Origin of the sequence: Streptomyces sp. (genome assembly GCF_031181705.1) — a bacterium.
In the GTDB taxonomy this organism is placed as follows: Bacteria; Actinomycetota; Actinomycetes; order Streptomycetales; family Streptomycetaceae; genus Streptomyces.
In genome coordinates this window covers 1-26,851 of record NZ_JAPSKN010000080.1, presented here as the reverse complement: position 1 = coordinate 26,851, position 26,851 = coordinate 1, and the positions used below count along the sequence as shown (strand labels likewise).

Below are 26,851 nucleotides of genomic sequence, written 5' to 3'. Positions count from 1 at the left end.
CGTAGCCCCACCGCCGTGAGCACCGCCCCGTACAGCGTGCCCACGGGCAGCAGCAGCCAGGCGAAGTCCGCGCCGTCCGCGCTCGCGTTCAGCCAGATCGTGAGCGCGATGACGGGCGCGCACAGCAGGGCGGCCCCGATCATCCCGCCGAAGATGGAGATCCAGGCGAGCCCGGTCTGCCCGGGGGCGACGTTCTTGTAGCCCTCCTGCGGGATGGAGTAGGGGAAGCGGGCGGAGGTCCACGCCCCGGTCGCGAGCATCGCGCCGAGCAGCGCGAAGGACAGCCCCAGCGCCTCGGGCAGCCGCGGCCAGTCGCCGAGCATGGCCGTCGTGAGGACGGTGACGAGCGCGGCGTACGGCAGGGTGATCAGCAGCAGGGCGTAGGCCCGGGCACGCAGCTCGGCGTGGGCGTCGCGGGTGGTGGAGATCGTCATCGCGACCATCCAGAACGCCGAGGAGTCCTGCCCGAACTGGTTGTACATCTGGATGCCGAGCATCCCGGCCGCGAAGCACGCGAAGTACACGGACCCGGTGCCCTGCCAGGCGTTGAACACCGGCACGATCAGCCCGATCGCCAGCGAGGTCACCCAGGCCGCCTTGGTCTTCGGGTCGCGCCACACGTACCGCAGGCTGCGCTCCATCACCGTGCCCGTGCGGCCGGCCGGCAGCAGCCTGGTGAGCCCGGTCGACGACCGCTCGCGGGCGGCCGTGTCCGCCGTCGGCAGGGTCGAGCCGTCGGGTGAGGTCATCAGCCGGGTCAGATGCCGCGACCACACCGCGAGCAGCACCGCCAGCGCGCCGGCGCTGAGCGCCAGTTGCGCGGTCGCCCGCCCGTACGCGCCCTCACCGACCGCGTGCACGGCCCCGATCGCCGACGCGGGCGGCACCCACTGCAGCACGTCCCCCGCCGGCGCCAGCTCACCGAGCCCGGACGCCCCGATCCGCTGTGCGCCGAAGTTGACGATCTGCGCCCCGACGGCGATGACGAGCCCGCTCAGCACCGCGAGGTCGCGGCCCTTGCGGCTGGTCAGCAGCCGTACGTTGGCGGCGGCCACGGCCCGGGCGAGGGCCACGCACACCAGCAGCGCCAGCACGACGGCGACCACGCCCACCGCGAACGCGGCCCCGCCCCGGGCCACCGCGATCACGGAACCGGCCAGCAGGCACAGCGTGAACAGCGGCCCGATCCCCACCAGCGAGGCCGTCAGCAGCGCCCGCACCAGCGGCCGGGGCCGCAGCGGCAGCATCACCAGCCGGGTCGGATCGAGGGTCTCGTCGCCGCTCGGGAAGAACAGCGGCATCACGGCCCAGCCGAGCGCCAGCACCGCCACCGCGAGCACGACCACCGACTCGGCGTGCGCGTGCCCGCGCAGCGCGATCAGGCCGATCAACTGCAGCGCCGCGAACAGCAGGGCGACGACGGCCGAGGTGATGTAGGCGGCCTTCCGCCCGCCGGACTGCCGCAGCCCGTTGCGCAGCAGCGACAGCTTCAGCCGGACGAAGACGGGGGTGATCGCGTCGGTGCTCACCGCGACCCGCCGCCCAGCCAGTCGAGGTCGGACCCGGCGTCCCGGCCCTGGGCGCCGACGAGTTCGAGGAAGGCCCGCTGCAGCGACGGCGCGTCACCGCGCACTTCGGCGAGGGTGCCGGTGGCCCGGATCCGCCCGGCGGCCATCACCGCGACCCAGTCGCACAGCGACTCGACGAGTTCCATGACGTGGGAGGAGAACACCACGGTGGCGCCCGAGGCGGTGTACCGCTCAAGGACGCCCCGGATGGTCTGGGCGGAGACGGGGTCGACACCCTCGAACGGCTCGTCCAGGAAGAGCACTTCGGGATTGTGGAGGAGGGCGGCGGCGAGGCCGATCTTCTTGCGCATGCCGGTCGAGTAGTCGACGACGAGCTTGTGCTGGGCGCCGGACAGGTCGAGGACGTCGAGGAGCTGGGTGGCCCGCTTGTCGACCTCGGCGCCGGGCAGCCCGCGCAACCGGCCGGAGTAGGCCAGCAGTTCCCGCCCCGACAGCCTCTCGAACAGCCGCAGCCCTTCCGGCAGCACCCCGATCCGGGCCTTCACCTCGACGGGATCGCGCCACACGTCGTGCCCGGCGATCTCGACGGTCCCGTGGTCGGGCCGGAGCAGCCCGGTCACCATGGACAGCGTGGTGGTCTTCCCCGCCCCGTTCGGTCCGACGAGCCCGATGAACTTGCCCGCGGGCAGCTCCAGATCGATCCCGGCGACAGCGACCTGCTGCCCGAACCGCTTCCAGAGCCCCTGCACACGTACAGCGCTGGATCCCACCGCGTCTCCCTCCGTCACCCTGCACCCTACGGTGGTGTCACGGGCCCGAAGGGGCGCGGGGAACCGCGCGATCGGCCACGACGGGCCCGCAGTCGCCGACGAACACGGACCAGGCAGACGAAAGGGCGCCTATCGATCCCGCCCGCACGCATAGGCCAACGGCGAGATCAACTCCTCCGCATCCGGCAGCCAACGATTCGCGGGCGTCGGCCGGCAGGCCCACTGGACGGCCCCCCGCGACCCGAACCGCGTGGGCGGCGCGGCCACGTACGCCCCCTCACCCAGCACCGTCAGGTCCAGCGACGACACCGACCACCCGAGCTTGCGCACCAGATCGGGCACCTTCGCGCCGGCCCCCGGCAGCACGAAGAACTCCATCCGCCGATCCGGCGTGAGCGTCACCGGCCCCAGTGTCAGCTCCATCCGCTCCATCCGCGCCAGCGCCAGGAACCCGGCCGTCTCCGGCACGGAGATCGCGTCGAACGTCCGGCCCGTCGGCAGCAGGATCGACGCCGTCGGCTGCTTCTGCCACATCCGCCGTGCGACGGTCGCGCTGCCCGTCGCCTGCGTCGCCCAGTCGGGACGCGCCGGGTGCGAGCCGGGCGCCGGACACGCGGCGTCACCGCACGAGCAGCGCTGACTTCCGTCGGCGGCCTCCAGCCAGGTGCCCGGGAACACGTCCCAGTGCCGTTCCTCGGCGTAGCGGACGGCGGTCTCCAGCAGCGATTCCCCGCGCTGCTTCGGGATCTGAGCGGCTTCGGTGCCGGCGATCGTCTCTTCCACGATGAACACAACTCTGGTCGTCACCAGGGGTTACGCCCGCCCGCGTGCGCGGGGAGGAGCATCCCGTCCGGGGCCGGGGCGCATGGGTGCATGTGCGGGGGCGCGCAGGAGGATCCATGGCCGGAGGTGGGTAGCCACGAGTGGGGCCGGCACCAGCCGTAACCCCGGCAATCCTCACATGCCTCGCATTTTCGGCTGGTCGGCGGGGCATTGATCTTCACGGCCGGATCTCATCGCCGGGACGCGAGGGACCCCGGCCGCGGAAGACACGTCAACTCGGTGCGTGGGCAGGCACCGCAGCCACAGGGGGTACGCCATGGCCGCAAGGCCGCTCGTCGCCCGGCAGCCGAACGAACGGCTCCAGGCGCTCATCCAGGAGGCCGGCTGTTCCAACGCCGGCCTCGCCCGCCGGGTCAACATGTGCGGGGCCGAGCACGGACTCGACCTGCGCTACGACAAGACGTCCGTGGCGCGCTGGCTGCGCGGGCAGCAACCGCGGGGCCGGGCACCGGCGATCATCGCCGAGGCGCTGGGCCGCAAACTCGGCCGTACGGTCACGATCGACGAGATCGGCATGGCCAACGGCAAGAACCTCGCCTCGGGGGTGGGGCTCCAGTTCTCGCCGACGGTACTGGGCGCCATCGAGCAGGTCTGCGAGCTGTGGCGCAGCGACGTGGGGCGGCGGGACTTCCTGTCCGGCTCCTCCGTCGCCGCGTCCGCGCTGGTCGAGCCCAGCCGCGACTGGCTGATCTCCGCGCCGGACCCGCAGGTGTCGCGCTCGGCGGGGCCGCGGGTCGGGCAGTCCGACGTGGAGGCCGTCCGGGCCATGACGCAGGCGCTGGTGGACCTGGACCACCAGTACGGCAGCGGGCACGTGCGCCCGGTGGTCGTGCACTACCTCAACAGCGTGGTCTCGGGGCTGCTGGCGGGGTCGTACCGGGAGGCGGTGGGGCGGGACCTGTTCGCCGCGGTGGCGCGGCTGACGGAGCTCGCCGGGTACATGGCCGTCGACACCGGACAGCCGGGGCTGGCCCAGCGCTACTACATCCAGGCCCTGCGGCTGGCCCAGGCGGCCGGGGACCGCGGCTACGGCGGCTACGTCCTCGCGGCCTCCATGAGCCACCTCGCCGCGCAGCTCGGGAACCCGCGCGAGATCGCGCAGTTGGCGCGGGCGGCGCAGGAGGGGGCGCGGGGGCGCGTCACGCCGCGCGCGGAGTCCATGTTCCACGCGGCGGAGGCGCGCGGGCACGCCCTGCTGGGCGACGCGCGCGCCGCCCAGATCGCGGCCGGGCGCGCGGTGAGCGCCCTGGAGGCGGCCGACCCGGCCACGGGGGACGACCCGGTGTGGATCGCCCACTTCGACGAGGCGTACCTGGCCGACGAGTTGGCCCACTGCCACCGGGACCTCGGGCAGGCCGAGGCGGCGGCGCGGTGCGCGCAGGAGTCGCTCGCCGGGCACCCCGAGACGCGGGCGCGCCGCCGGGCCATCGGATATGTGCTGCTCGCCACAGCGCAGGTGCAGCAGCGCGAGATCGAGGAGGCGTGCAGCACCGGCATGAAGGCCGTCGAACTGCTGGAGGGCCTGCGGACCAACCGGGGCGCCGAGTACCTGGAGGACTTCCAGCAGCGGCTGGAGCCGTACCGGGACGAGGCGGTGGTAAGGGAGTTCGGCGCCCGGCTCGACCTGCAGGCGGCGGCGTGAACACAGGACCCGCGCAGGCGTGAACATCCGGGTAACGGCCGCTGGACGGGCGGGAGGTGGCGCGAAGGACGTGCCGTGACCCGGATCTGTTACCGCGCTCACAGGGCAGGCGGTCACGCCCTGTGCTGCGTGGCACGGGGCTCAGGGGACCCGGTAGCGTGACCCGACGATTCACAAGGTCCCCCATTAGTAGGAGTCCCGGTGACGCAGAGTGGACAGGGCGAGGAGCCCTCGGCGCGCCCCGCGCGCGAAGGCATCGTGCTGCCCTCGGACGGTGGCGAACCCCTGCTGCCGGGCATGACGGGCGGACCCGGCGACGCCGCCGCGCGCCGGCCCGCCCCCGCTCCGACGGGACAGGCCCCGGCCGAGGGCCAGACCTGGGGCCGGCCCTGGGGTCCCGAGCAGCAGACGCCCCCGCAGCCGGGCCAGGCCTGGCAGTCCCCGCCGCAGCAGCAGTGGCACGCGCCGGAGCAGCAGTCCTGGGACGGCGGGCAGTCCGCGCCCGGTCCGCAGGACCCGGGAGCGCTCCCGCAGGAGGACGCCCGGCCGCCGCACCACGCCCCGTACGACACCGCCCGGCCGCAGGCGGGTGCCTACGGCGGCGCCCCGCTGCCGCCGGATGGGACCGGCGGGCACGCGGGCGGGCCGCAGGGCACCGGCGGATACGGGCCCCCGGCCGGAGGCGGCCTGCCGCCGGCCTCCGGTGCGTACGGCGCCGGAGCCCCCCTGCCGCCCGCCGCGGACGCCTACGGGGCGCCCTCGGGCGGCATGCCGCAGTCCTCCGGCGCGTACGGATCTCCCGCCGGGGCGCCGGGACACGGTCCCGGGGGCGCCCCGGGGCACTCCGCCCCCGACGAGGGGGCGACCCGGTACCTGCCGCCCGTCGCCGCGGACGGGTCCGCCGCGGCCACGCAGTACCTGCCGCCCGTGCCCCCGGCCGCCGACGAAGGGGCCACGCAGTACATACCCCCGGTCGGACCGGGGGCGCTGCCGCCCGAGTCGTCCGCCGGGGAGGACCCCGAGGCGACACGGTTCCTGGGGACCGGGCCGCGCGCCGGGTCGGGAGCCGGGCCGCTGCCGCCCGCCTCGAACCCGGACGCCGAGGCCACGCAGTACATCGCGCCGGTGCCCGGGGGCGCGGACCAGCAGCCGCCCGCCGAGTTCGGCCACCTCTTCCGCACCGACCAGGCCGCCGAGGCACCCGCCGGGGCCACCCAGCAACTGCCCCGCGTCGAGCAACACCGGCCCCCGTCCTCCCACGCCGCTCCCGCCGCGGGCCGCTCGCGCGGCGGCCGGACCGGCTCACGCCTCCCCGTCATCGCCGCCGTCGGCATCGGCATAGCCGTCCTCGGCGTCGGCGCCGGCGCGCTGCTCGCCGGCGGGGGCGGTGACGACGGCGGCGACGACAACAAGACCGTGGCCGCCTCCGCGCCCGCGACGGACGGCTCCGCCTCCGCATCCCCCTCCGCCGACCCCGCTCGCGCCCAGGCCGTCGAGCTGGACAAGCTGCTCGCCGACAGCGGCGACAGCCGCAGCGCGGTGATCAACGCGGTGGCCGACGTCAAGGGCTGCGACAACCTCGCCCAGGCCGCCAAGGACCTGCGCGACGCGGCCAGGCAGCGCACCCAGCTGGTCACCCGGCTCGGCGGCATCGAGGTCGACCGGCTGCCCGGCCACACCGAGCTCACCACCGCCCTCACCAAGGCGTGGCAGGCCTCCGCCTCCGCCGACAACCACTACGCGGCCTGGGCCGACCAGACCGCCGGCAAGAAGGGCTGCAAGAAGGGCCAGGCCCGCGTCACCGGCCAGACCCAGGCCGGCAACCGGGCCAGCGGCGTCGCGAGCGCCGAGAAGGCCAAGGCGGCCACGCTGTGGAACAGCATCGCCAAGACGTACGGCCTGACCGAACGCCAGCCGACGCAGCTGTGACGGACGCGGGGCGAGCGGGCCCGGCGTGCACCGCCGGGCCCGCGTCACCGGACAGGCCCTAGTAGGTCACGTCGGCGTCCTGCAGGGTCCGGGTCGTGTCGACGAAGCCCTTGCGCGCCGACACCAGCCGCCCCTCGCGCACCACCTGCAGGGTCACGTTCGCGTTGACCAGCCGCGGGAAGCCGACGGAGGCCAGCTCGTCCTGGAACCGCCACTGCAGGGTCGGCGTGAGCCCGCCCGTGTCGACCTCCAGGCCGTCGTCGAGGGCCTCCGCGACCGTGTCGGCGCTCACCTCGCCGCCGCCGAGCGACTCGACGACCCGGTGGAACACGGTGTAGGCGATCCAGGTGGTCTGCACACCGGCGTCCGCGGGGTCGATCCGGTTGTCGCCGAAGGCCTCCTCCTTGATCACCCGCTTCATCCCGTCCCAGCGCGGATCGCTCGCCACGGGGTACCAGCCGGTGATGTACGACCCCTCGTACGGGCCCGAGGCCCCGCCGGTCGCGTCGATCACCGTCTGGTCGACGCTGCCGAGCACGGCGGCCGTCCGGACGTCGGGATAGTCCTCCCGGGCCCGGCGGAAGGAGTCCATGAAGGTGCCGTTGCGGTCCCCGAGCGCGGGCACCACACAGCCCTCGTCCCGCGGGTCGGTGGTCGTCGAGCGCAGCGCCCGCTCGGCCTGGCCGTCGTACTCGGTGGCGTCCTCCGGCGCCCGCTGGTCCCGCGCGGGCTCGTGCCCGCCCGACTTCAGGCCCGAGTCGAGCAGCGGCGGCAGCTGGTCGCCCGCGATCGTGTCCGGCCGGATCAGGGCGACCGGCCCGCAGTCGGCGAGCGCGCGGCCCAGACCGGCGAGCAACGCCGGCTGGCCGCCGTTGACCGGGTAGGACAGGGGGCTGGTGAACTCGGCGTTCGTGATGCCGTAGCCGCCTATGTAGGGGATGCCCGCGCCCTCCAGGGACGGGAAGAAGGAGTCGGCGTACTGGCTGTAGGATCCGACGACCGCGACCACGCTCTCCTTGGCGGCCTTCCGGGCGCACTTCGCGGCGGCCACGCTGTCGTTGTGGTCGTTGCAGGTCAGCACCTTGAGCTCGCGGCCGTTGATCCCGCCGTTCGCGTTCACCCAGCGGGCGTAGGCGCGGGCGAAGGCCGGCATGCCGGGCTTGTTGGTGGCCCTGGTCTTCTCGGGCGCCCACGTCATGACGGTGATGGGATCGTCCCCGGCACCCCCCGTGGTACCGGGCACGACCCCGCAGCCGGTGAGGAGTGACGCGCACGCGACCGCCGTGCCCGCGGAGAGGACGCCTCTTCTGGCGTGACGGGTGAGGAGGCCGGAAAGGGATGTGCTGCGGGTGCGTCGCCTGCCGGTCATGGTTCCGCACGATTCCGTCACATGGCTAACCCATGAGTGATCCGCGGTCAACGATCGGTGACGCACAGGTGAATTACGGGGGTCCGTGTGACCGATGTGGAGGGGAACGTACGATCGATGACCGTGCAAGCTTCGGAGAACTCTTCCCGACGTGGCCGTCGCTCATCCACCATGGGCGGCATGCCTGTCAACGACATGCCGTGGTGGCGCTGGCGCAGCAACGTGCGCTCGGCGTTGCACATGCTCTCCGACCCCGTCTTCCAGCGGGACGTCTGGCTGGCCGGCGTGGACGGCTACGGCGACGTGACCGACGCGGTGTACCGGCTGGTCGAGGACACCTGGCTGGACCACTGGTCCGCCGAGAAGTACGTCGGCACGATCTTCCGCGACGCGCAGGAGGCGGCCCTCGTCGACACCGCCGTGCTGCGGGTGCTGCGGATCATGCACCAGGTGGGGCCGGACGCGCCGGTCGCCGCGTACCTGGAGCACGAGGCGTGGCCGGAGGCGGTCCGGGCCGCCCGGGAAGCGCACGTACGGCTCGCGGCGGGCGACGGCGAGGAGCCGGACACCCCGCCGCGGAGCCTGGAAGTGCTGCGGATCATGACCAGGTCCGCCTAGCGGGACGATTGCCGGTGCCGTCGCCCCTTGTGGGAACCTGTCCTGCATGAACGAGCAGTCCACCAGCGCCGCGGTCCCGGCCGACCAGTACGTCCTCACCCTCTCCTGCCCGGACAGGAAGGGCATCGTGCACGCCGTGTCGAGCTATCTGTTCATGACCGGCTGCAACATCGAGGACAGCCAGCAGTTCGGCGACCACGACACGGGACTGTTCTTCATGCGGGTCCACTTCTCGGCGGACGCCCCGGTGACGGTGGAGAAGCTGCGGGCCAGCTTCGCCGCGATCGGGGACTCCTTCCAGATGGACTGGCAGATCAACCGGGGCGACGAGAAGATGCGCGTCCTGCTGATGGTCAGCAGGTTCGGGCACTGCCTGAACGACCTGCTGTTCCGTGCGCGGATCGGGGCGCTGCCGGTGGAGATCGCGGGTGTGGTGTCCAACCACACGGACTTCGCCGAGCTGGTGGGCTCCTACAACGTGCCCTTCCACCACATCCCGGTGACGAAGGACAACAAGCCCGACGCCGAGGCGCGGCTGCTGGAGATCGTGCGCGAGGAGGGCGTGGAGCTGGTCGTCCTCGCCCGCTACATGCAGGTCCTCTCGGACGACCTGTGCAAGCAGCTGAGCGGGCGGATCATCAACATCCACCACTCGTTCCTGCCGAGCTTCAAGGGCGCGAAGCCGTACCACCAGGCGCACGCCCGGGGTGTGAAGCTGATCGGGGCCACGGCTCACTATGTGACGGCCGACCTGGACGAGGGGCCGATCATCGAGCAGGAGGTCGAGCGGGTCGGGCACGACGTCACGCCGGACCAACTGGTGGCGATCGGGCGGGACGTGGAGTGCCAGGCGCTGGCGCGGGCCGTGAAGTGGCACGCCGAGCGGAGGATCCTGCTCAACGGGCGGCGGACCGTGGTGTTCGCCTAGCAGCTCGCCGGTCTTCCGCGGCGGGCGCGGGTGGGCGGGGGTTGCCCGCGCGGTTCTCCCCGCGCCCCTCGGGGCGCCTTCTACATCCTGCTCAGTGACGCCGCCGCGAACAGGACGTCCCTGATCGCCTCCCGGTCCCCGACCTGGCCGGCCGCGGCCTCCTGCGGGGGGACGTGGCCCGCTGCCAGGCGGCAGAACTCGACGCCGTCCAGGGCCACGTGGGCCACCTCGTGCTCGGCGGAGCCCTTGGCGGCCGGGGAGTCCAGGGGGATCAGCCACTCGCCGCCGCCCGAGCCCTCGATCTCCAGGCGCAGGCTGCGGCCCGGTTCGCCGGCCGCGACCAGGTGGCGGTGGTGGGCGGGGGCCGCGAGACCGGTTCGCCTGCGGTGGGCCAGGGCCGCCGGGAGCATGCGGGCCGCCAGGTCGATCATGCGGTGCAGATGGCGTGGCGAGGGCGGATCGTAGGGGTAGTCGACCGCGTCCGCGATGTCCTCGGCGTGCACCCAGCACTCGAAGGCCCGGTCGAGCATCGCGTCGTGCAGGGGCAGGTCGAAGTCGCCGTAGGGGATCGGCATCCGCCCCGCGCCGCCGCCCGTGAAGGACACCGTGCGGACCAGGCTGTGGCTCTGCTCCCGCCAGGGGGCGCGTACGGAGCGGGTGGGCGGGAAGTGGGAGGCGCGCCAGTACGCCTCGGTGCGCTCCGCCGGGGTCGGCCGCGCGGAGGGGACCTCGCCCAGCGGGTCGTCCAGGCCGAGCGCGACCGCCACCAGCCCGTCGACGCTGAGCAGGTGCGCGATCACCCCGGCGACGGTGGTCCGGCGGGTCGTCGCCTCGTCGGCGCGGAACCAGCGCAGCCGTACCGGCGCGTGCCACTCGGCGTCGCCGAAGTCCTGCAGCAGGGCGTCCAGGCGGGCGGTCTCGGCGTCGTACGCGGCGGCCCACTCCGGCACCGGGATGCGGGGCGGGCGCCGCTCCAGGCACGTCTGCAGGACGCGGGTGCGCAGGCCCGGGTCGAGGTCGAGGCTCTCCGGGCGCTGCAGCAGCCCGACCGCCTCGCGCAGCCGCCGGGCCTCGTCGGCGCACCCGCCGCACGATCCGAGGTGCTCCTCGACGGCCGTGGCCTCCTCGGCCGAGCAGGCGGCCAGCGCCCAGGCGCCGAGCAGGGACTTCAGTACGGGATGCTCGAACACGGGCCGTTCCGGTGGTGGTGGCGCGGGCAGGGGCGGCCCGCCGTCCTCGACGCAGGTCCGGGGCAGGGGTATCCGCGGCGGCCGCCCGCCACCGGCGTGCGGCGCCTCGCCGTGCCCGGGTCCGCCGGGTCCGCCTGCACCCTCTTCATCCCGACGGCCGTTCTCTCTCCGGGTGTCGTCCTGCTCCGCGCGACCGCCGCCCGCGCCCTCGTGGTCGTCGTACGCCTCGAAGGGGTCCGGCCCGTTCACACCGCACCCCCGAATCCGGGCGGGGCGCCCGGGGCCTCGGTGTCGTGGGCGGTGGACAGCAGTTGCAGGCCCAGGCGCAGGCGGCGGCGGGCCTCGTCCTCGGTGATGCCGAGGTCGGCGGCGGCCTGGCGGTAGTCGCGGCGCTGGAAGTAGGCCCGCTCCAGGGCCGAGCGCAGCGGGACCGGCATGGACTGGACGATGTAGTCGGCGCGGGCGGCGACCGCGGCGCTGCGCACCCGGTGCTCCAGTTCCTCCGCGGTGCCGGAGCCGTCCCGCGCGAGGGCGGCGGTCTCGGTGGCGCGCAGCCGCTGCACCGCGAGCCGGTGGGTCAGCGCGGCGACCCAGGTCCGCAGCGGACCGTCCTTGGGGTCGTAGGAGTCGGGGTGCTCCCAGACGTGGACGAAGACCTCGCGGGTGATGCCGTCGGCCGCGCGCTCGTCGCCGAGGACGCGGTGGGCGAGGCCGTGCACGAGGGAGGCGAACCGGTCGTAGAGCTCACCGAGGGCGGCGGCTTCCCCGCGGGCGAGCCGCTGCTGCATCTTGCGGTCCCAGCGCGGCGGTACGTCCCTCTTCGCCATGCGGCCCTCTCACCCCCTGCTCCTGTTCCGCGCCCGTGCTCTGTCCAGCCTGTGCCTCACGTCTCCTCGAATGTAGTCGGCACGTCCAGTAGCGCACGCCCCTTTGTGGCAATGTGCGCCCCCTGAAGGCCCGCAGGTGGTAGGGGGCTCGGCGCTCGCGCGGGATGCCTTTGGGTCGCGCCTACCCATCCCTTCTCCGATCAGACATGACTGATTAGGATCGAAGCGGATCGAAGTCGACTAAAACAAGCCTCTTTTGCGAGGGAACCGTTTTCCGGGCCGTGTTTCAGGGAACGGCCGGTGGGCAGCCGCGCTGCAAGGAAGCGTAGGGACTGCTTCCGTTTTGGCGAGCGAGGGGCGTGGTGGTGACCTTCAATGTGACCGGCGGCGAGCAGGGCGAATGGGCCGTGCTCCAGGTGTCGGGCGAACTGGACCTGGTGACGTCGCCGGTGCTGCGTCAGCGGGTGCACGACGTGGTGGCCGAGGGGCACCACTGTCTCGTCCTGGACCTGTCCGAGGTGTTCTTCTGCGATTCCAGCGGCGTCGGCGTGCTCATCGCCGCCCGCCGGCTGATCCGCTCCTGCCAGGGCCGACTGCGCCTGGTGCTGCCCGCCCGGGGCGCCGCCGACGGCTCCCACGTCAACCGGGTCCTCGGCGCACTGGGCGTGCGCCGCCTGTTCGACGTGTACGGCGATCTGGACACGGCACTGGGCGACGAGGGCGAACCCCTCTCCGCCTGATCCCCCGCCCCCCGCGTGACGTCGTCCCTCTCACGCAACAGCAGGACGGGTGTCGCCGTTCCGGCACGGTGTCGTCCCGGAATTCCCCCGGTCTTGGCACAAGTGACGTTTTCCCGCGCCCGAACCGCTCCCCCCGTCGTACGCTCCGACCCAGACGCACCCCACCCGACGTAAGGCGGCCCGAAACAGACATGGTCACCAGCGAGTACGAGCGCAGGATCGCCGACCGGTTCGCCACCTTCGACCAGGACGGCAACGGCTACATCGACCGCGAGGACTTCTACGGGGCGGCCAAGGCGCTGCTCACCGAGTTCGCCGTCGCGGCCCGCTCCGACAAGGGGCAGGCGCTGTTCGGCGGCGCCGAGGCGTTCTGGCAGGGCATGGCCGGCATGGCGGACCGCGACGGCGACCAGCGCGTCACGCGCGAGGAGTTCGTCAACGGCGCGGTCAAGCGCCTGCGCGACAACCCCGACCGGTTCGCCGAGATCGCCCGCCCCTTCCTGCACGCGGCCCTGGACGTCGCCGACACCGACGACGACGGCACCGTGGCGGTCGAGGAGGCCGGGCGCGTCCTGAAGTGCCTGGGCGTGCCCGAGGAGATGGCCGCGCCGGCCGCCGCCACACTCGACGCGGACGGCGACGGCAAGGTCGGCGAGGCCGATGTCGTGCCCGCGTTCGCCCGCTACTTCACCGTGCCCGAGTAGCGCTCGCGCCGCTTGTACGTCAGCACCTTCCGCAGGGCCTCGTCCCGCGGAAGGGCGTCCACCGGCTCCAGCCGCTCCGGCAGCCTGTGCACCGCCGCGTCCTCGGCGCGCAGGAACGCGGTCACGGCGTCGAGCGTCAAGAACCCGGTCCCGGGCGGCTGTTCCACCACCACGCACACCAGCTCCCCGCGCCGCCCCGGGCAGCCCGGAGTCGCCCGCGGGCAGCCGAACGGCCAGTGCGCAGCACGCCCTTGATCTACGGGACGTCCGGCACCAGCGCTGAACTCGCCTACGCCGACATGGACCCCAACCACGTCGAGGCCGGCCGCTGCTCCCCCCACCTCCTCCGCCACACGCCGTCCTCCTCTGGCCGCCGAGCAACTCGGCACGACAGGCCGCGTCTGCGAGCGCGCGCCGCAACACGCCCGGGCGCGCGAGCAGTTCGGACGGCCCGTCGGCGCCTTGCGGGCCGTGGCACACCTGTGCGCCGGGGGGCCGGTCCGCGCGGAGACGGCCCGTGCGGCGGGGTACGCGGCGGCCGTCACCGGCGACCCGGTCGACATCGCCGCCGCCCGGCTGCCCGCCGGCGGGGCCGCCGAGCGCGGCGCCCGCGACTGTCTCCGGGTGCGCGGCGGCACGGGCTTCACCTGGGAGTCCGAGGTCCATCCGCTTCCGAAACGGGCAGGGGTTCGAACCCGACGTGTTGGCGAAGTAACGGAGAGTGAGGATGCGGTGGCGGTGGATCGGCCGGCCGGAGCGGGCCGACAGGCCGTCTGGCTGGGGTGTCGCCGTACGGGCCCGGGGAGATGTCGCGGATCGTGGCACGGCATGATCACGGAGCGTTGATACCGGCTTGTGTCCTCGCTGTGACTCGTCACGGCCCGGAGTCGACGACACGCTCCGGTACCTTGTGTGAGATGCGAGTGGCTCTGAGCGCAGTGCGACCCAGTGGCGCCGCCTGTTCGACTGCCCCGGGGGAGCGTCGCACAGTATGCCGCACGGGTACTCCTTCGCGCTGGAATATGCCCGAAGCGCTTGTTGGCGTGACTGTACGTCAACCATGCTGTCCCACAAGGGATTCACGGTCCGTGATCCCTGACTCGGCCGTTGTTCTGGCCATGCAGAAAATGGCTACGATCGTGGCCCTCGTGAGGCGCGAGCCTAAGTGTCCGCCGGTTCGGATGGTGTGAGCGGTGCAGGTGCTTCAAGTGCAGCTGGAGATCCGGCCCGACCCCGCAGAGGTGGGGCGGGCCCGGCGGTGGGCCCGCTCGCGCCTGGCCGGGTCGGGTATACAGGCCGATGAACCGCTCGCCGAGACGCTGATCCTGCTCGTCTCCGAGCTCGTCACCAACGCCGTGGTGCACACCGGCCGCCCCGCCGTGCTGCGGCTCTCGCTGCCACCCGCGGTGACGGAGGAGACGACGGTCCGCCTGGAGGTCGCCGACCGCAGCGGCCGGGCCCCCGTGCCCCGGTGCGCGGGCGACCAGGCGACCGGCGGCCGGGGCCTCGCCCTCGTGGACGGCCTCGCCGACCGCTGGGGCTGGAGCGTCGAGGCCACCGGCAAGCGCATCTGGTGCGAACTGGACCGGTGCGCCGCGTCCCGCGACATCACGGCGTCGTGCGGGGGCGGCGCGGTGGCGTACCGCGACGCGGGCGGCGCGGCCTTCGAAGGACTCGCGGCGTACGAGGCGGTGTAGGGCTCGCGCGCCCTCCCCCGCGGTGTACTGCGGCACATGCCGCGCGGTCCTGCGGCGGGCCCGAGGCACGGGGGCGTGACGGGCCGGCCGCTTCCGTGCGGAGATGCGGCGGTGCGCCGGGACGTGCTTCCGTGCGCGCCCGCGGCAAAAGCCGCACAAGGGGCAGATCGCCGAATCGGTGTTGACGCGCCGTGACCGGATGTTCACGCTTGTGGGCAGCGATTCGCCGTGAGGGGACGGCGAGGGCCGCACGGCAGCGGTCCTCGGCGAGTGTGAGTCGTGACTCGGCGTCGGCTTCCTTCAGGGCCATGGAAGTCGGGGCGGGAGCGCCGGAGTCGGGTGGCGGCGCGCGCTGTCGTGCTCGGGGCGAGCAGCGCGGCGCCGCCATCAGGCGTCAGGGGGGTGGACGCCGGCCGGTCTCTCCACAGGCTGTGGACAACTTTCCGAGAAGTACGCGCGGTCGGGGGCGCCCGCGGCCGGGGCGGGTGGCCCGGGCGGGGCTCACGTTCTGAGGCGGGACTCCGGGTGCTCGGCCCCGGCCCGGAAGGTCCGCCGGTAGGCGGAGGGCGTGACGCCGAGCGCCGCCTGGAGGTGCTGGCGCATCGACTGGGCCGTGCCGAAGCCCGCCTCCCGGGCCACCTGGTCGACCGAGCGGTCGGTGGACTCCAGCAGGTGCCGGGCCCGCTCCACCCGCTGCTGGGTGAGCCACTGGCCGGGACTGACGCCGGTCTCCTCGCGGAAGCGGCGGGTGAACGTGCGCACCGACATGGCCTCCTGGGCGGCCATGTCGCGCAGCTGGATCGGCTCGTGGAGACGGCCCAGGGCCCACGCGCGGGCCGTGGTGGTGGACGCCTGCTGCGGGTCCGGCACCGGCCGCGCGATGTACTGCGCCTGCCCGCCCGCGCGGTGCGGCGGCACGACCGTACGGCGGGCCACGTCGTTGGCGACGGCGGTGCCGTGGTCGCGGCGCACCATGTGCAGGCACAGGTCGATGCCGGCCGCGACGCCCGCCGAGGTCAGTACGTCGCCGTCGTCGACGAACAGCACGTCCGGGTCGACCCGGACCCGCGGGAAGAGCCGCTGCAGGTGCTCGGCCTGGGCCCAGTGGGTGGTCGCGGGGCGGCCGTCGAGCAGGCCGGCGGCGGCGAGGACGTAGACGCCGGTGCAGATGGAGGCCAGCCGGGTGCCGGGCCTGAGGTGGGCGAGGGCGGCGGCCAGCTCGTCGGTCAGCACGCCGTCCTCGTAGACCGGGCCGAGTTCGTACGACGCCGGGACGATCACCGTGTCGGCGGTGGCGAGGACCTCCGGGCCGTGCGGGACGTGGATGGCGAAGTCGGCGTCCGTCTCCACCGGGCCCGGCGGCCGGACCGAGCAGGTCAGGACCTCGTACAGGGGCCGCCCGCGGTCGTCCTTCGGGCGGCCGAAGATACGGTGCGGGATGCCCAGCTCGAACGGGAGCAGGCCGTCCAGGGCGAGGACGACGACGCGGTGCGGACGGTAACCCGCGTTCGCGGGGCCGGATGTGATCGTCTCTTCGCTCATCTCGCTTCGTCCCGTCCGGTGGCCGAGGGTCCTGGCCCGATCCTAGCGAATGCTGTCCTTCGGGCCACTCGCTGGAGATCGGTCCCGGCCCGAAGCTCTATGTCGTGACCCAGACAACCGAAGCCGCGGCCGTAGAGCAGCCGCCGAAGTCCAGCCGTCGCCGGCGCGTGCACCGTGCCTGGTTCGTCGCCGCCGTCACCTTCGTGACGATCATCGGCGCCGCCGCCTTCCGCTCCGTGCCGGGTCTGCTGATCGACCCGCTGCACCAGGACTTCGGCTGGTCGCGCGGCACGATCGGCGCGGCGGTCTCCGTCAACCTCGCGCTGTACGGTCTGACCGCCCCGTTCGCGGCGGCGCTCATGGACCGCTTCGGCATCCGCCGGGTCGTCGCGGTCGCCCTGACCGTGATCGCGGTCGGCTCCGGGCTCACCGTGTGGATGACGGCGGCCTGGCAGCTGATGCTGTGCTGGGGGCTGCTGGTCGGCCTCGGCTCCGGCTCCATGGCGCTGGCCTTCGCGGCGACCGTCACCAACCGCTGGTTCACCGAGCGGCGCGGCCTGGTCAGCGGCATCCTCACCGCCGCGTCGGCCTCCGGCCAACTGATCTTCCTGCCGCTGCTGTCCTGGATCGTGGAGCGGTACGACTGGCGCCCGGCTGCGGTGACGGTCGCCCTCGCCGCCCTCGCGGTCGTGCCGTTCGTCTGGCTCCTGCTGCACGACCATCCCGCCGACGTGGGCCAGAAGCCGTACGGCGCTGCCGAGTTCGTGCCGAAGCCCGCGCCTGTCGTGGGCGCCGCCCGGCGCACCCTGAAGGTCCTGTTCTCGGCCGCGCGCACCGGCCCGTTCTGGCTGCTCGCCGGCACGTTCGCGATCTGCGGTGCCTCCACGAACGGCCTGGTCCAGACCCACTTCGTGCCCGCCGCGCACGACCACGGCATGCCCATCACGGCCGCGGCCTCGCTCCTGGCGGTCATCGGCGTCTTCGACGTCGTCGGCACGATCGCCTCCGGCTGGTTCACCGACCGCTTCGAGCCGCGCCGCCTGCTGGCCGTGTACTACGCGCTGCGCGGTGTGTCACTCCTGTTCCTGCCGATGCTGCTGGCGCCGAGCGTCCACCCGCCGATGGTCTTCTTCATCGTCTTCTACGGCCTCGACTGGGTCGCCACCGTCCCGCCGACCCTCGCCCTGTGCCGTGACCAGTACGGCGAGGACAGCGCGATCGTCTTCGGCTGGGTCCTCGCCTCCCACCAGGTGGGCGCGGCCCTCGTCGCCTTCCTCGGCGGCGTGGCGCGCGACACCTTCGGATCGTACGACGTGGTCTGGTACGCGTCGGGGGCGCTGTGCGCGGCGGCGGCGCTGATGGCGCTGGTGATCCGGCGGCGGGGGACGGCAGTGGGGGCGGCCGCCTGAACCGGCCGCAGCCGAGACCCGGCGCGTCACCCCGGCAGCCGGGACACCCTCCCCGAGCCGTCCCGGGCGACGGCCTTCGCGATCCGCACCGCGTCGATGGCCATCTCGCGCAGGTTGCCGCTGATCGGGTTGGTGAAGCCGGTGAAGTACAGGCCGGGGGCGTCCCGCGGGGTGCGGGCGCCGTGGACGACGGGCCTGCCGCGGGCGTCGAGCACGCCGAGGTGGCCGACCAGGCCCTCCAGGGCGCGGACGTAACCCGTGGCGGCGATCACGACGTCCGGGGAGATCCGGGTGCCGTCGGCGAGGGCGATCCTGCCGCCGTCCTCGAAGCCGTCCACGGCGGCGACGATCTCCACCCTGCCCTTGCGCACGGCGTCGATCAGCCCGACGTCCTGCACCGGGATCGCCCCCTGCCGCACCCTGCTGTACAGCCCGGTGTCCGGGCGGGGCAGCCCGTGCGCCGACAGGTCGGGCATCGTCACCTTCGCCTGGACCCGGGACATCCGGTCGACCAGGCCGACCGGCAGCCGGCGCACCAGGATGCCGCTGTACTGGGCCGCCCAGCCGGCGGTCGACCGGCGCAGGATGTGCGGGACCGTGCGCACGGCCAGCCGAACCCGCGAGGCGCCGCTCTCGACGAGGTCGACGGCGATCTCGGCACCGGTGTTGCCGACCCCGACGACGAGCACGTCCCGGCCGGCGTACGGCTCGCCGTTGCGGTACTGCGAGGCGTGCAGGAACTCGCCGGGGTAGGAGTCGCGGCCCGGCCAGTCCGGCACGCGCGGGGTGTGGTTGAAGCCGGTCGCGACGACCACCGCGGCACCGGTCAGCTCCCGGCCGCCGGTGGCGTGCAGCAGCCAGCCCGTGCCGTCGGGGAGGCGCTCCACGCGGGACACCTCGACGCCCGTGACGATCTCCAGGCGGTGGTGCTCGGCGTACTTCTCCAGGTAGCGCACCACGTCGTCCCGGGACACCCACCGCCCGAACCGGCGCGGCATCGGCAGTCCGGGCAGGGCGGAGAGCCGGCGGGTGGTGTGCAGGCGCAGCCGGTCGTAGTGGCGGCGCCAGGACGCTCCGACCCGGTCGGACTTCTCCAGGACGACGGCCCGTACGCCCCGGGCCCGCAGCGCGTACGCGGCGGCGAGTCCGCCGGGGCCGCCGCCGATGACGTAGACGGGGCGGTCGGGCGGGGGCTGCGCGCCGGAGGGGGTGGGGGGTGTGGAGTCGGCCATGAGCGGGAGCGTAATCCCGGACCCGCTTGATGGGTCTCGGTCAAGACCGGAATTGGTTTCGGATTGATCACGGCTGTGCGGGGCGGGTGAAGAGGCGGACCGGTGATGGTGGAGCGTGCGGGTTCCCGGTCCGGTCGCGACCGCGTATCCGACGTGCCGGCAGGGCTCGTGGGGGCTGCCCCGGACGGGAGTCGTCGCCGTCCTCCTGGTCGTGTCGCCGTCGCTCGCGACGCCGGGGGAACGGCGGAACCGAGCGCGCGCCCGCGTGCGGCCCGTGTCCCGCGCCGTATCTCCCGATCACCTTCTCCTGATCACGCCGACCCCGTCCCGTACGGCGGGTCAGGAGATTGAATGGGGCCCATGGCCCCCCTACGCGACCCGTCCCTCACCGGCCCCCACGCGGAGCTCCACGGCCACGGCCTGAGCCTGCGCCCCTGGGACGCCGGGTCCGGAACCGACATCGACACCTGGCTGCGCGGGATGCGGGACCCGGAGTTCTGCCGCTGGAACACCCCGCTGCGGCTGGTGACGGACCGGGCGAGCGCGCGCGAGTCCCTGCTGGCTCGGGCGCAGAGCGCCACGGAGGGCACCTCCGTCTCCTTCCGGGTCGCGGACGCGCGCACCGGCGAGGCCCTCGGGCACATCGGCGTCAACGAGATCAAGTACCACCTGAAGATCGCCCGCGTCGGCTACTGGGTGCTCCCCGAGGTCCGGGGCCGGGGCGTCGCCACCCGGGCCCTGCTGCTCGCCGCCGACTGGGCCTTCGCGGAACTCGGTCTGCACCGCCTCGAACTGGACCACGCGGTCGGTCACGACGTCTCGTGCCGGATAGCGCGGCGGTGCGGTTTCGCGTACGAGGGCACCCTGCGCGGGGCGGTCTTCCAGGAGGGCCGTCACGACGCGTTCCGGGACGCCCACCTCCACGCCCGGCTGGCCACGGACCCGGATCCCGTCGACCCCTGAGCAGCCCCAAGTGACACGGATCACACGGCCCGGCCGATGGGTTCGTCCCGCCCCGACGGTCGTAACGGCGACCGCAGAGAAGGGACCACCCGAGATGACCGCACCCGTGAAGGGCCCCGCGAGCTACTTCCCCTCCATCGAGAAGAAGTACGGCCGGCCGATCGCCGACTGGCAGGCCCTCATCCGCTCCTCCCCGCTGACCCGCCACATGGAGCTCGTCGGCTGGCTCAAGACCGAACACGGCCTGGGCCACGGCCATGCCAACGCGCTCGTCGCCCACACCCTCGCCGAGGACAGCGGCAGGTGACCTGAGGGGAAAAACCAGGGGCCCGGGAGGACCGGCCGACCGCACCATGAGGCATGGACACCGACACCGACTCCGGCACCTGGCACCTCACCCACGACCTCGACGACTTCCTGCTCCGGGCCGGTGACTTCCTGCGCTCCCGGCCCGCGCCGCACACCGTCCCGCTGACCGTCACCGAGACCCTGCGGACCCGCGGGCCGCGCGTGTACGGCGACGGCGAGCCGGAGTTAGGCGTGCTTCGGCGGGACGGGAAGGCCCGGGCGGCCTTCTTCCGCACACCGCCGCACTGGCTGAACCTCACCGCCCTCACCCCCGGGGAGGCCGACGGCCTCGCGGCGCGGCTGGCCGCCCTCGGCAGGCCGCTGCCCGGCGTGAGCGCCGACCGCGACACCGCCGCCGCGTTCGCCGCGGCCTGGCAGCGGCACACCGGCGTCACGGTCACCCTCCGCCGGCGCCAGCGGCTCTACCGGCTCGGCACGCTCACCGCACCCCGGCCCCTGCCGCCCGGCGGGGCCCGGATCGCCGCCCGGACGGACCACGAACTGCTGGTGCGCTGGCACGACGAGTTCGCCGCGGCCGTCGGAGCGGGCACCGTCCGGGACTCCGCCGAGTGGGCGGACGCCCGCATCGACAGCGGCGGCGTCACCCTCTGGGAGACCCCCGAGGGCACCCCCGTCGCCATGGCCGGCACCAGCCCCCTGGTCGCCGGACAGGTGCGCGTCACCGGGGTCTACACCCCTGCCCCGCACCGCGGCCGTGGCTACGCGGGCGCCGTGACGGCCGAGGTCAGCCGTGCCGCGCTCGCCACCGGGGCGAGCGAGGTGCTGCTCTTCACGGACCTGGCGAACCCGACCAGCAACGGCCTCTACCAGCGCATCGGGTACGGGCCGGTCGCGGACTTCGCGGTGTACGGCTTCGGGTAGCGCGAGGCGCGAGATCGGACGGTGATGGTGAAGCCGTCAAAGAGGCCGCCCCCGACGTCGATCAGCACGGTCCCGGCCGGCGTTGACCAGGACCTCCGCGTGGGCCGCCGTCTCGCTCAGGCCGGCGACGGGGTGGCCGGTGCCCGTCCGCTCCGAGGACCGGCCGGCGCCCGGCCCGCACCGCCGGTGCCGAGCGGTCCGATTCGCATGCGGTGAAGCCCACCGGCCCCCGGCGGACCGGGCCCGGGACCGGTCACGGCCACAGCAGTTCCCGCGTCCACCCCTCCTCGGCGCGCCGGTAGCGGAGCCGGACGTGCCGTCGCCGTTCGTCACCCTGGAAGAACTCGGCCTCCTCGGCCCGCAGCCGGTACAGCGTCCAGGAGGGCGCCGGTGCCTCCGGCTCCCGCGCGGCCCGTTCCCACGCCGCCGCCGAGGCCCGGTCCAGTTCCTCCAGCGAGCCGAGGACCTCGCTCTGCCGGCCGGTCAGGGCGGCGGCCAGGGCGCCGGTCGAGCGGGCGTGCAGGTCGCCCTGGGCCTCCTCGGACGGGGCGGCCGACACGGGGCCGCGGACCCGGACCTGGCGGCCCAGCACGGGCCAGTAGAAGGCGAGCGCGGCGTACGGGCGGCCGGTGAGGTGGCGGCCCTTGCGGCTGCCGGCGTGGGACGCGAACGACCAGCCCTCGTCGTCCGCGCCGTGCAGCATCACGATCCGTACGTCGGGCAGGCCCGAGGTGTCCGCGGTGGCCAGGGACATGGTGTGCGGCTCGGGCTGCCCGGCCGCCACCGCCTGCGCGAACCACTCGGTGAACAGGGGAAGGGGCGCCTCGGGTGCGGTGCCCGGGTCGAAGGGCCGCAGGTCCGTGATCCTCGGGTCCCACACCCGCAGCGACCTCAGCAGCTCGTGAAGATCGGTTGCCATGCCCCGATTGTCACCGCTTCTCAGGGCCCGGGGCTCACACCTGTCCGAGATCCGAGGACACCCACCGCTCCGGCCGCATCCGCAGCACCAGCTGCTCCCCGTGGTTCTGCGAGGCGAAGTCCACATAGCCGTCGACCTTCTCGGCCGGCAGGTAGCGCGCCGAGATCTCCCGGAGCTGTTCGAGGGTCGCCGGAGCCGTGTCGACCACCGGCCCCTCCACGGACACGTACCGGATCGTGGGCTCGACCCGGTCCACCATCAGGGAGAACCGGCCCGCCGCGCTGATCAGCTCGTTCTTCCGGGAGTCGCGCCCGGTCATGATCCAGATGTCGCCGCCGGGCTCGTACTGGTACCAGATCGGCACGGTGAGCGGGGCGCGGCCCGCTCCCGCGTCGACCGCGAGCGCCGCGATGTGCGGTTCGGCCAGGAACTGTTCACGTTCTTCGCGGGACAGGGCCACCACGGTCTCCTTCGGCGAAACGGTCGGTTCTCGAAGCAACGCCGGTGCCCGCCGCGGGTGTTCCCTGAACCGAAAACACGACAGGCGGCCGTCCACCGAGGTGAACGTCCGCCTGCCAGACAGGACTTGGGGGAAAGGGGAGAGGGCTCCCGCGACCGGCTACTTCGTCGGCTTTCTCCCCGTGACGCCCAGGTGCACCAACAGTGCGAGGTTCGGCTTCAGTTCGGCCTGCTTCACGCCCCAGGAGGAGAAGCCCTTCTGGTGCGAGGCGACGGCCGCGAGCATCGCCACCAACGAGCCCGCGACGGCCGCCGGGTTCACGTCCTTGTCGACCCGGCCCTTGGTCTGGAGCTCGGCGACGGCGTCCGCGAGGGAGTTGTTCACCGAGTTGAGGATCTTCATGCGGAGCTTGTAGAACCGCTTGTCGCCCTCGGCGGCGCCGAGATCCACCACGCGCAGGATCGCGTCGTTCGCCCGCCAGAACTCCAGAAAACCGTCGACGAGTTCCTGTGCCGTCTGCCAGCCGGCCTTGCCGGCCCAGGAACGGCCCTCCAGGAGCTCGGTCAACGACGCGCCCTCGGCCGCCATTTGCTCGGCGATCTCCAGGACCGCGCCCTCGACGTCCGGGAAGTACTGGTAGAAGGTCGCGGGCGAAGTGCCCGCCTTCCGGGCGACATCGATGACTTTGACGTCCCGGTACGGGGAGGAGCTGAGCATCTCGCTGAGGCAGTCGAGCAGCTTCTGCCGGGTCGCCTGCCCACGCCGACCGGCCACGCGGCCGTCGACGGTACGCACTTGTCCTGTCATGAAGTCAGCTTACCGAGGCGTGATCGGGGCGCGATTCGGCCGACTGCAAATGGGGTGTGAGGGGGTACGGAGGCTGGTGTGCCTGGTCTGCGGGTTGCGGCGGTCGCGGTTACGTTGGCGACATGGCCGAAAACAGGGCATCGGTGTACGCGGAGGGCGTCCCCTGCTGGGTGGACGCGCAGCTCCCCGACGTCGAGGCGGGCAAGCGCTTCTACGGTGAACTCTTCGGATGGACCTTCGAGGACTGGTCCGGTCCCTCCACGCGGGCGCTGAAGGACGGTGAGCCCGTGGCCGCGCTGGTGCGCAAGACGGACGGCCGGCTGCCCACCGTCTGGACGGTGTACTTCTCCACCCCGGACGCCCGGGCCCTGGTGCGGCGGATCCATGCGGCCGGCGGGCAGGTCGTCCAGTCGCCGGTGCCGGTCGCCGAGCTGGGCGTCACCGCGCTGGTCACCGACCCGGAAGGGGCGGTCTTCGCCCTGTGGCAGCCGCGCGAGCACCCCGGCTTCGGCAGGCGGCACGAGCCGGGCACCTTCGCCTGGGCCGAGCTGTACGCCCGGGACACCGAGGCGGCCAACGGCTTCTTCGGCGACCTGTTCCGCGAGGCCCTGTTCGGGCCGGAGGCCGAGCCCGACGTCGGCCGCGCCCCGGTCTCGGACGTCTTCCCGGCCGAGATGCCGCCCCACTTCCTCGTCCACTTCGCCGTGGAGGACGTACCGGCCGCGCTGGAGGAGGTGACCCGGCTCGGGGGCCGCGTCCAGGCCCCGCCGTTCACGACCTCCTACGGCACCGTGGCCGTCGTCACGGACGACCAGGGGGCGTCCTTCGCGCTGCTGCGCCGCTGAGCGGGCGCCCACTGGTCACGTTTCGTCCCTGTATGGGCCCAGACACCCCAATGGTCACCGGGTTCGCCACCACGGCCTTGGCCAGGAAGAATCGGGGTGCGTGCCGCCATGGCGGTGCGGTGGTGAGACGCTGCACGGGGTCGCGTGGAAGATGTGGCTTGGCGCGGCTCGTACGGGGAGGTGGCAGGCAGAGTGGTGGATCAGCTGACGCAGCACGATCCGCGGCGGATCGGGCCGTTCGAGGTGCTGGGACGGCTGGGTGCCGGCGGCATGGGGCTGGTCTATCTCGCACGCTCGGCGTCCGGCCGGCGCGTGGCGATCAAGACCGTCCGGACGGAGCTGGCCGAGGACCAGCTGTTCCGGGTCCGTTTCACCCGTGAGGTGGAGGCGGCCCGGGCCGTCTCCGGCTTCTACACGGCCGCGGTGGTGGACGCCGACCCGCGCGCCGCCGTGCCGTGGCTGGCCACCGCGTACGTCCCCGCGCCCTCCCTGGAAGAGATAGTGAACGACTGCGGGCCGCTGCCGGCCCAGGCGGTGCGCTGGCTCGCGGCGGGCGTGGCCGAGGCGCTCCAGTCGATCCACGGGGCGGGTCTGGTGCACCGGGACCTGAAACCGTCGAACGTCCTGGTCGTCGAGGACGGCCCGCGGGTGATCGACTTCGGCATCGCGTCCGGTGTTTCGAACACGCGTCTGACGATGACCAACGTGGCCGTCGGCACGCCCGCCTACATGTCCCCCGAGCAGGCCAAGGACTCGCGCAGCGTCACGGGCGCGAGTGACGTCTTCTCGCTCGGCTCCATGCTCGTCTTCGCCGCCACCGGTCACCCGCCCTTCCACGGGGCCAACCCGGTCGAGACCGTCTTCATGCTGCTGCGCGAGGGCCCGGACCTCGAAGGCCTCCCGGACGAGCTGCGTCCGCTCATCGAGTCCTGCATGCAGATGGACCCCACGGCCCGCCCCAACCCGGCCGACCTCCAGGCGCAGCTGGCCCCCCACCTGTTCGGCTCCGGCTCCGACGACAGCGGCACGGCCTCCGCGTGGCTGCCCGAGCGCGCGGTCGGCCTGATCGAGTCCCGCCGCAACGGCCGCCCGGCCGGCAAGCCCGCCTCCGGTCCCGGCCGCAGCGGGGGCGGCCGTCCCGCCCCCGGCCCGGCGCCCATCCCGCCGCCGCCCTCGCACGACCCCGTCGTCCCGGCGCCCGCGCCGGTGCCCGCCCCGGCCGGCGGCCCCGACACCGGGCCGGTGCGGCTGGCCGGCGCCCGGGTGCCCATCGGCCCGGGCCCGCGCGTCGCCGACGTCCGCGCCGCCGCCGTCAAGGCACCCCCTCCGGAGGCCGCTCTCGCCGCCTCCTGGTCCAAGCCCCGCCCCGGCGTCAACGGCGCCGACCCCGCGGTGGGCCCCGCCGTCGCCGCGCCCCCGGCCCCCGCCGCGCCGCCCGAGCAGCCCGGCGGCTGGCGCCCCTGGCGCTTCCGCATGTCCAACGACGTCTGGGGCACCCCGGCGGTCGCCGACGACCTCGTCTACGTCACCTCCTTCGAGGTGCACGCCCTGGACGTGGCCACCGGCCGGCGCCGCTTCAAGACCCGGGACGTCGCCTGGTCCATGGCCGTCTCGGACGGCCGGATCCACGCCTCCGACGGGCCCACCCTGTTCGCCCTGGACGCCCGCGAGGGCGGCGACCTGTGGCGGCTGCAGACGGACGCCTGGGTCTACTCCCTCAAGGCCGGCCGCGGCACCGTCGTCACCGGCACCCGGGGCGGCGGCGTCCAGGGCTGGGAGGCCTCCAACGGCCGGAAGCTGTGGGAGATCACCGGCTGCCAGACCGACTTCGAGTCCCCGGAGGCCGGACCCGCCCTGCACGACGGCACGGTCTACGTGTGGCAGGACGCCCGGCTGCGCGCCCTGGACGCCCGCACCGGCGACGAGCGCTGGTCGTACCCCATCGGCGACGCCGCCTCCTGCGGCGGTGTCCCGGTCCGGCTGATCCAGGCGCCCGACGGATACGTCTACGTCTGCGCCGGCACCCGCGTCCTCGCCCTGGACGTGGCCGCCGGGCACGTGCGGTGGCACTTCGAGGCCCCGGCCGTCTTCCTCTCCCCGCCCACCTTCGTCCCCGGCCCGGCCGTCACCGGCGGCGGCATCTACCTGGCCGACTACCTCGGCACGGTCTACGCCCTCGACGCCACCGACGGCCGCGACCGCTGGCGCATCGCCACCGAGGCCCGGGCCTCGGTCGAGCCGGTCCTGGTCGCCGCCGGCCACGTCCACGTGGGCAGCGGCAAGGGCCTCTACACCCTGGACGCGGTCACCGGCACGCCCAAGTGGCGCTTCCAGGCGGGCGGTGACATCGTCGGCGCCCCCTCGGTCGCCGAGGGCCGCATCCACTTCGGCTCCACCGACCACCTGCTCTACACCCTCAAGGCCGACGACGGCCGGCTGCGCTGGAAGCTCGCCACCGGCGGCGAGATCACCGGCTCCCCGGTCGTCCGGGACGGGGTGGTGTACGCGTGCAGCAAGGACCGCTGCGTGTACGCGCTGGACGCCGAGAAGGGCACGGGCACGGCGCGCACCGCCTGACGCGCCGTCGCAGGGGGAGCGGTCCGTTCGCCGCTCCCGCCCCGGACGAGGCGCCCGGGTACGCGCCGGTCGCCCCGCGGT

Annotated in this window: 24 protein-coding genes and 2 pseudogenes; 14 read left to right on the top strand and 12 right to left on the bottom strand. The window is 73.7% G+C overall.

The window, feature by feature from the left end; all coding sequences use genetic code 11:
- The 3 genes from RIN80_RS16745 to RIN80_RS16735 form a co-directional block, all read right to left on the bottom strand.
- Nucleotides 1–1,529 (bottom strand): transporter (locus RIN80_RS16745; protein ID WP_309096402.1); only part of this gene is annotated, 1,529 nt, incomplete at its 3' end.
- Nucleotides 1,526–2,317: an ABC transporter ATP-binding protein gene (locus RIN80_RS16740; RefSeq protein WP_309096401.1), complete on the bottom strand. Its 792-nt coding sequence runs from the start codon at nucleotides 2,315–2,317 to the stop codon at nucleotides 1,526–1,528. The genes RIN80_RS16745 and RIN80_RS16740, both read right to left, overlap by 4 nt.
- Nucleotides 2,318–2,428: 111 nt before the next feature.
- On the bottom strand, nucleotides 2,429–3,091 hold the full coding sequence (locus RIN80_RS16735) for a bifunctional DNA primase/polymerase (RefSeq protein ID WP_309096405.1): 663 nt from the start codon (nucleotides 3,089–3,091) through the stop codon (nucleotides 2,429–2,431).
- A 307-nt stretch (nucleotides 3,092–3,398) separates the two neighbouring features.
- Here RIN80_RS16735 and RIN80_RS16730 point away from each other — a divergent pair, with 307 nt between their 5' ends.
- Nucleotides 3,399–4,784, top strand: a complete 1,386-nt coding sequence (locus RIN80_RS16730) for a transcriptional regulator (RefSeq protein ID WP_309096400.1) — start codon at nucleotides 3,399–3,401, stop codon at nucleotides 4,782–4,784.
- Between the two features lie 201 nt (nucleotides 4,785–4,985).
- Entirely contained in the window at nucleotides 4,986–6,713 is a 1,728-nt protein-coding gene (locus RIN80_RS16725) for a hypothetical protein (protein ID WP_309096399.1), read from the top strand.
- Nucleotides 6,714–6,771: 58 nt separating this feature from the next.
- Here RIN80_RS16725 and RIN80_RS16720 read toward each other — a convergent pair whose 3' ends face one another.
- Nucleotides 6,772–8,082, bottom strand: a complete 1,311-nt coding sequence (locus RIN80_RS16720) for an ABC transporter substrate-binding protein (RefSeq protein ID WP_309096398.1) — start codon at nucleotides 8,080–8,082, stop codon at nucleotides 6,772–6,774.
- A 117-nt stretch (nucleotides 8,083–8,199) separates the two neighbouring features.
- On the opposite strand from RIN80_RS16720, the gene RIN80_RS16715 reads away from it, so the two are divergent.
- Both RIN80_RS16715 and purU read left to right on the top strand, forming a co-directional pair.
- Nucleotides 8,200–8,700: a hypothetical protein gene (locus RIN80_RS16715; protein ID WP_309096397.1), complete on the top strand. Its 501-nt coding sequence runs from the start codon at nucleotides 8,200–8,202 to the stop codon at nucleotides 8,698–8,700.
- 46 nt (nucleotides 8,701–8,746) lie between these two features.
- Nucleotides 8,747–9,628, top strand: coding sequence for a formyltetrahydrofolate deformylase (gene purU / locus RIN80_RS16710; protein WP_309096396.1), 882 nt, complete (start codon nucleotides 8,747–8,749; stop codon nucleotides 9,626–9,628).
- Between the two features lie 80 nt (nucleotides 9,629–9,708).
- Here the strand turns inward: purU and RIN80_RS16705 are convergent, their stop codons facing one another.
- Together RIN80_RS16705 and RIN80_RS16700 are read right to left on the bottom strand one after the other, a co-directional pair.
- Nucleotides 9,709–11,067, bottom strand: a complete 1,359-nt coding sequence (locus RIN80_RS16705) for a maleylpyruvate isomerase N-terminal domain-containing protein (protein WP_309096395.1) — start codon at nucleotides 11,065–11,067, stop codon at nucleotides 9,709–9,711.
- Nucleotides 11,064–11,645, bottom strand: coding sequence for a sigma-70 family RNA polymerase sigma factor (locus RIN80_RS16700; protein ID WP_309096394.1), 582 nt, complete (start codon nucleotides 11,643–11,645; stop codon nucleotides 11,064–11,066). The genes RIN80_RS16705 and RIN80_RS16700 overlap by 4 nt, the downstream gene beginning before the upstream one ends.
- A 359-nt stretch (nucleotides 11,646–12,004) precedes the next feature.
- Between RIN80_RS16700 and RIN80_RS16695 the strand changes: the two genes are divergently transcribed.
- Entirely contained in the window at nucleotides 12,005–12,385 is a 381-nt protein-coding gene (locus tag RIN80_RS16695; RefSeq protein WP_309096393.1) for an STAS domain-containing protein, read from the top strand.
- Nucleotides 12,386–12,576: 191 nt separating this feature from the next.
- Entirely contained in the window at nucleotides 12,577–13,089 is a 513-nt protein-coding gene (locus RIN80_RS16690; protein ID WP_309096392.1) for an EF-hand domain-containing protein, read from the top strand.
- Here the strand turns inward: RIN80_RS16690 and RIN80_RS16685 are convergent.
- A pseudogene (locus RIN80_RS16685) lies at nucleotides 13,068–13,304 on the bottom strand (cyclohexanecarboxylate-CoA ligase); the annotation flags it as partial. The gene RIN80_RS16690 and the pseudogene RIN80_RS16685 overlap by 22 nt on opposite strands.
- 151 nt (nucleotides 13,305–13,455) lie before the next feature.
- On the opposite strand from RIN80_RS16685, the pseudogene RIN80_RS16680 reads away from it, so the two are divergent.
- Both RIN80_RS16680 and RIN80_RS16675 read left to right on the top strand, forming a co-directional pair.
- Nucleotides 13,456–13,845 (top strand): annotated as a pseudogene (locus RIN80_RS16680) (acyl-CoA dehydrogenase family protein); the annotation flags it as partial.
- A gap of 452 nt (nucleotides 13,846–14,297) precedes the next feature.
- On the top strand, nucleotides 14,298–14,786 hold the full coding sequence (locus RIN80_RS16675; protein ID WP_309096403.1) for an ATP-binding protein: 489 nt from the start codon (nucleotides 14,298–14,300) through the stop codon (nucleotides 14,784–14,786).
- Nucleotides 14,787–15,287: 501 nt separating this feature from the next.
- Here the strand turns inward: RIN80_RS16675 and RIN80_RS16670 are convergent.
- Nucleotides 15,288–16,328: a helix-turn-helix domain-containing protein gene (locus RIN80_RS16670; RefSeq protein WP_309096391.1), complete on the bottom strand. Its 1,041-nt coding sequence runs from the start codon at nucleotides 16,326–16,328 to the stop codon at nucleotides 15,288–15,290.
- 104 nt (nucleotides 16,329–16,432) lie between these two features.
- Between RIN80_RS16670 and RIN80_RS16665 the strand changes: the two genes are divergently transcribed.
- Nucleotides 16,433–17,737, top strand: coding sequence for an MFS transporter (locus RIN80_RS16665; RefSeq protein ID WP_309096390.1), 1,305 nt, complete (start codon nucleotides 16,433–16,435; stop codon nucleotides 17,735–17,737).
- Nucleotides 17,738–17,763: 26 nt separating this feature from the next.
- Here RIN80_RS16665 and RIN80_RS16660 read toward each other — a convergent pair whose 3' ends face one another.
- A complete protein-coding gene (locus tag RIN80_RS16660) occupies nucleotides 17,764–18,969 on the bottom strand; it encodes an NAD(P)/FAD-dependent oxidoreductase (protein ID WP_309096389.1) in 1,206 nt (401 codons plus the stop codon).
- Between the two features lie 360 nt (nucleotides 18,970–19,329).
- Here RIN80_RS16660 and RIN80_RS16655 point away from each other — a divergent pair, with 360 nt between their 5' ends.
- The 3 genes from RIN80_RS16655 to RIN80_RS16645 all read left to right on the top strand — a co-directional run bounded on the left by RIN80_RS16655 (nucleotide 19,330) and on the right by RIN80_RS16645 (nucleotide 21,162).
- Nucleotides 19,330–19,932, top strand: a complete 603-nt coding sequence (locus RIN80_RS16655) for a GNAT family protein (protein WP_309096388.1) — start codon at nucleotides 19,330–19,332, stop codon at nucleotides 19,930–19,932.
- A gap of 94 nt (nucleotides 19,933–20,026) precedes the next feature.
- Complete coding sequence (locus RIN80_RS16650) at nucleotides 20,027–20,239, top strand: DUF4287 domain-containing protein (RefSeq protein WP_309096387.1); 213 nt, start codon at nucleotides 20,027–20,029, stop codon at nucleotides 20,237–20,239.
- A 53-nt stretch (nucleotides 20,240–20,292) separates the two neighbouring features.
- Nucleotides 20,293–21,162, top strand: coding sequence for a GNAT family N-acetyltransferase (locus RIN80_RS16645; RefSeq protein WP_309096386.1), 870 nt, complete (start codon nucleotides 20,293–20,295; stop codon nucleotides 21,160–21,162).
- A gap of 253 nt (nucleotides 21,163–21,415) precedes the next feature.
- Here the strand turns inward: RIN80_RS16645 and RIN80_RS16640 are convergent, their stop codons facing one another.
- The 3 genes from RIN80_RS16640 to RIN80_RS16630 form a co-directional block, all read right to left on the bottom strand.
- On the bottom strand, nucleotides 21,416–22,081 hold the full coding sequence (locus RIN80_RS16640) for a pyridoxal 5'-phosphate synthase (protein WP_309096385.1): 666 nt from the start codon (nucleotides 22,079–22,081) through the stop codon (nucleotides 21,416–21,418).
- Nucleotides 22,082–22,115: 34 nt separating this feature from the next.
- Nucleotides 22,116–22,541 (bottom strand): pyridoxamine 5'-phosphate oxidase family protein, encoded by a 426-nt coding sequence (locus RIN80_RS16635; protein WP_309096384.1) that lies wholly within the window; start codon nucleotides 22,539–22,541, stop codon nucleotides 22,116–22,118.
- A 159-nt stretch (nucleotides 22,542–22,700) separates the two neighbouring features.
- Nucleotides 22,701–23,348 carry a TetR family transcriptional regulator gene (locus RIN80_RS16630; protein WP_309096383.1) on the bottom strand — a complete coding sequence of 216 codons (648 nt, stop codon included), beginning with the start codon at nucleotides 23,346–23,348 and terminating at the stop codon, nucleotides 22,701–22,703.
- Nucleotides 23,349–23,470: 122 nt separating this feature from the next.
- Here RIN80_RS16630 and RIN80_RS16625 point away from each other — a divergent pair, with 122 nt between their 5' ends.
- Complete coding sequence (locus RIN80_RS16625; protein ID WP_309096382.1) at nucleotides 23,471–24,193, top strand: VOC family protein; 723 nt, start codon at nucleotides 23,471–23,473, stop codon at nucleotides 24,191–24,193.
- Nucleotides 24,194–24,385: 192 nt separating this feature from the next.
- Nucleotides 24,386–26,770 (top strand): serine/threonine-protein kinase, encoded by a 2,385-nt coding sequence (locus tag RIN80_RS16620; RefSeq protein WP_309096381.1) that lies wholly within the window; start codon nucleotides 24,386–24,388, stop codon nucleotides 26,768–26,770.
- The last annotated feature ends 81 nt before the right edge of the window (nucleotides 26,771–26,851 follow it).

Coding starts and splice junctions, on each gene's coding strand:
- RIN80_RS16730 (WP_309096400.1), top strand. CDS start 3,399: ATGGCCGCAAGGCCGCTCGTCGCCCGGCAGCCGAACGAACGGCTCCAG.
- RIN80_RS16720 (WP_309096398.1), bottom strand. CDS start 8,082: ATGACCGGCAGGCGACGCACCCGCAGCACATCCCTTTCCGGCCTCCTC.
- RIN80_RS16715 (WP_309096397.1), top strand. CDS start 8,200: ATGACCGTGCAAGCTTCGGAGAACTCTTCCCGACGTGGCCGTCGCTCA.
- purU (WP_309096396.1), top strand. CDS start 8,747: ATGAACGAGCAGTCCACCAGCGCCGCGGTCCCGGCCGACCAGTACGTC.
- RIN80_RS16700 (WP_309096394.1), bottom strand. CDS start 11,645: ATGGCGAAGAGGGACGTACCGCCGCGCTGGGACCGCAAGATGCAGCAG.
- RIN80_RS16690 (WP_309096392.1), top strand. CDS start 12,577: ATGGTCACCAGCGAGTACGAGCGCAGGATCGCCGACCGGTTCGCCACC.
- RIN80_RS16670 (WP_309096391.1), bottom strand. CDS start 16,328: ATGAGCGAAGAGACGATCACATCCGGCCCCGCGAACGCGGGTTACCGT.
- RIN80_RS16660 (WP_309096389.1), bottom strand. CDS start 18,969: ATGGCCGACTCCACACCCCCCACCCCCTCCGGCGCGCAGCCCCCGCCC.
- RIN80_RS16655 (WP_309096388.1), top strand. CDS start 19,330: ATGGCCCCCCTACGCGACCCGTCCCTCACCGGCCCCCACGCGGAGCTC.
- RIN80_RS16650 (WP_309096387.1), top strand. CDS start 20,027: ATGACCGCACCCGTGAAGGGCCCCGCGAGCTACTTCCCCTCCATCGAG.
- RIN80_RS16645 (WP_309096386.1), top strand. CDS start 20,293: ATGGACACCGACACCGACTCCGGCACCTGGCACCTCACCCACGACCTC.
- RIN80_RS16640 (WP_309096385.1), bottom strand. CDS start 22,081: ATGGCAACCGATCTTCACGAGCTGCTGAGGTCGCTGCGGGTGTGGGAC.
- RIN80_RS16630 (WP_309096383.1), bottom strand. CDS start 23,348: ATGACAGGACAAGTGCGTACCGTCGACGGCCGCGTGGCCGGTCGGCGT.
- RIN80_RS16625 (WP_309096382.1), top strand. CDS start 23,471: ATGGCCGAAAACAGGGCATCGGTGTACGCGGAGGGCGTCCCCTGCTGG.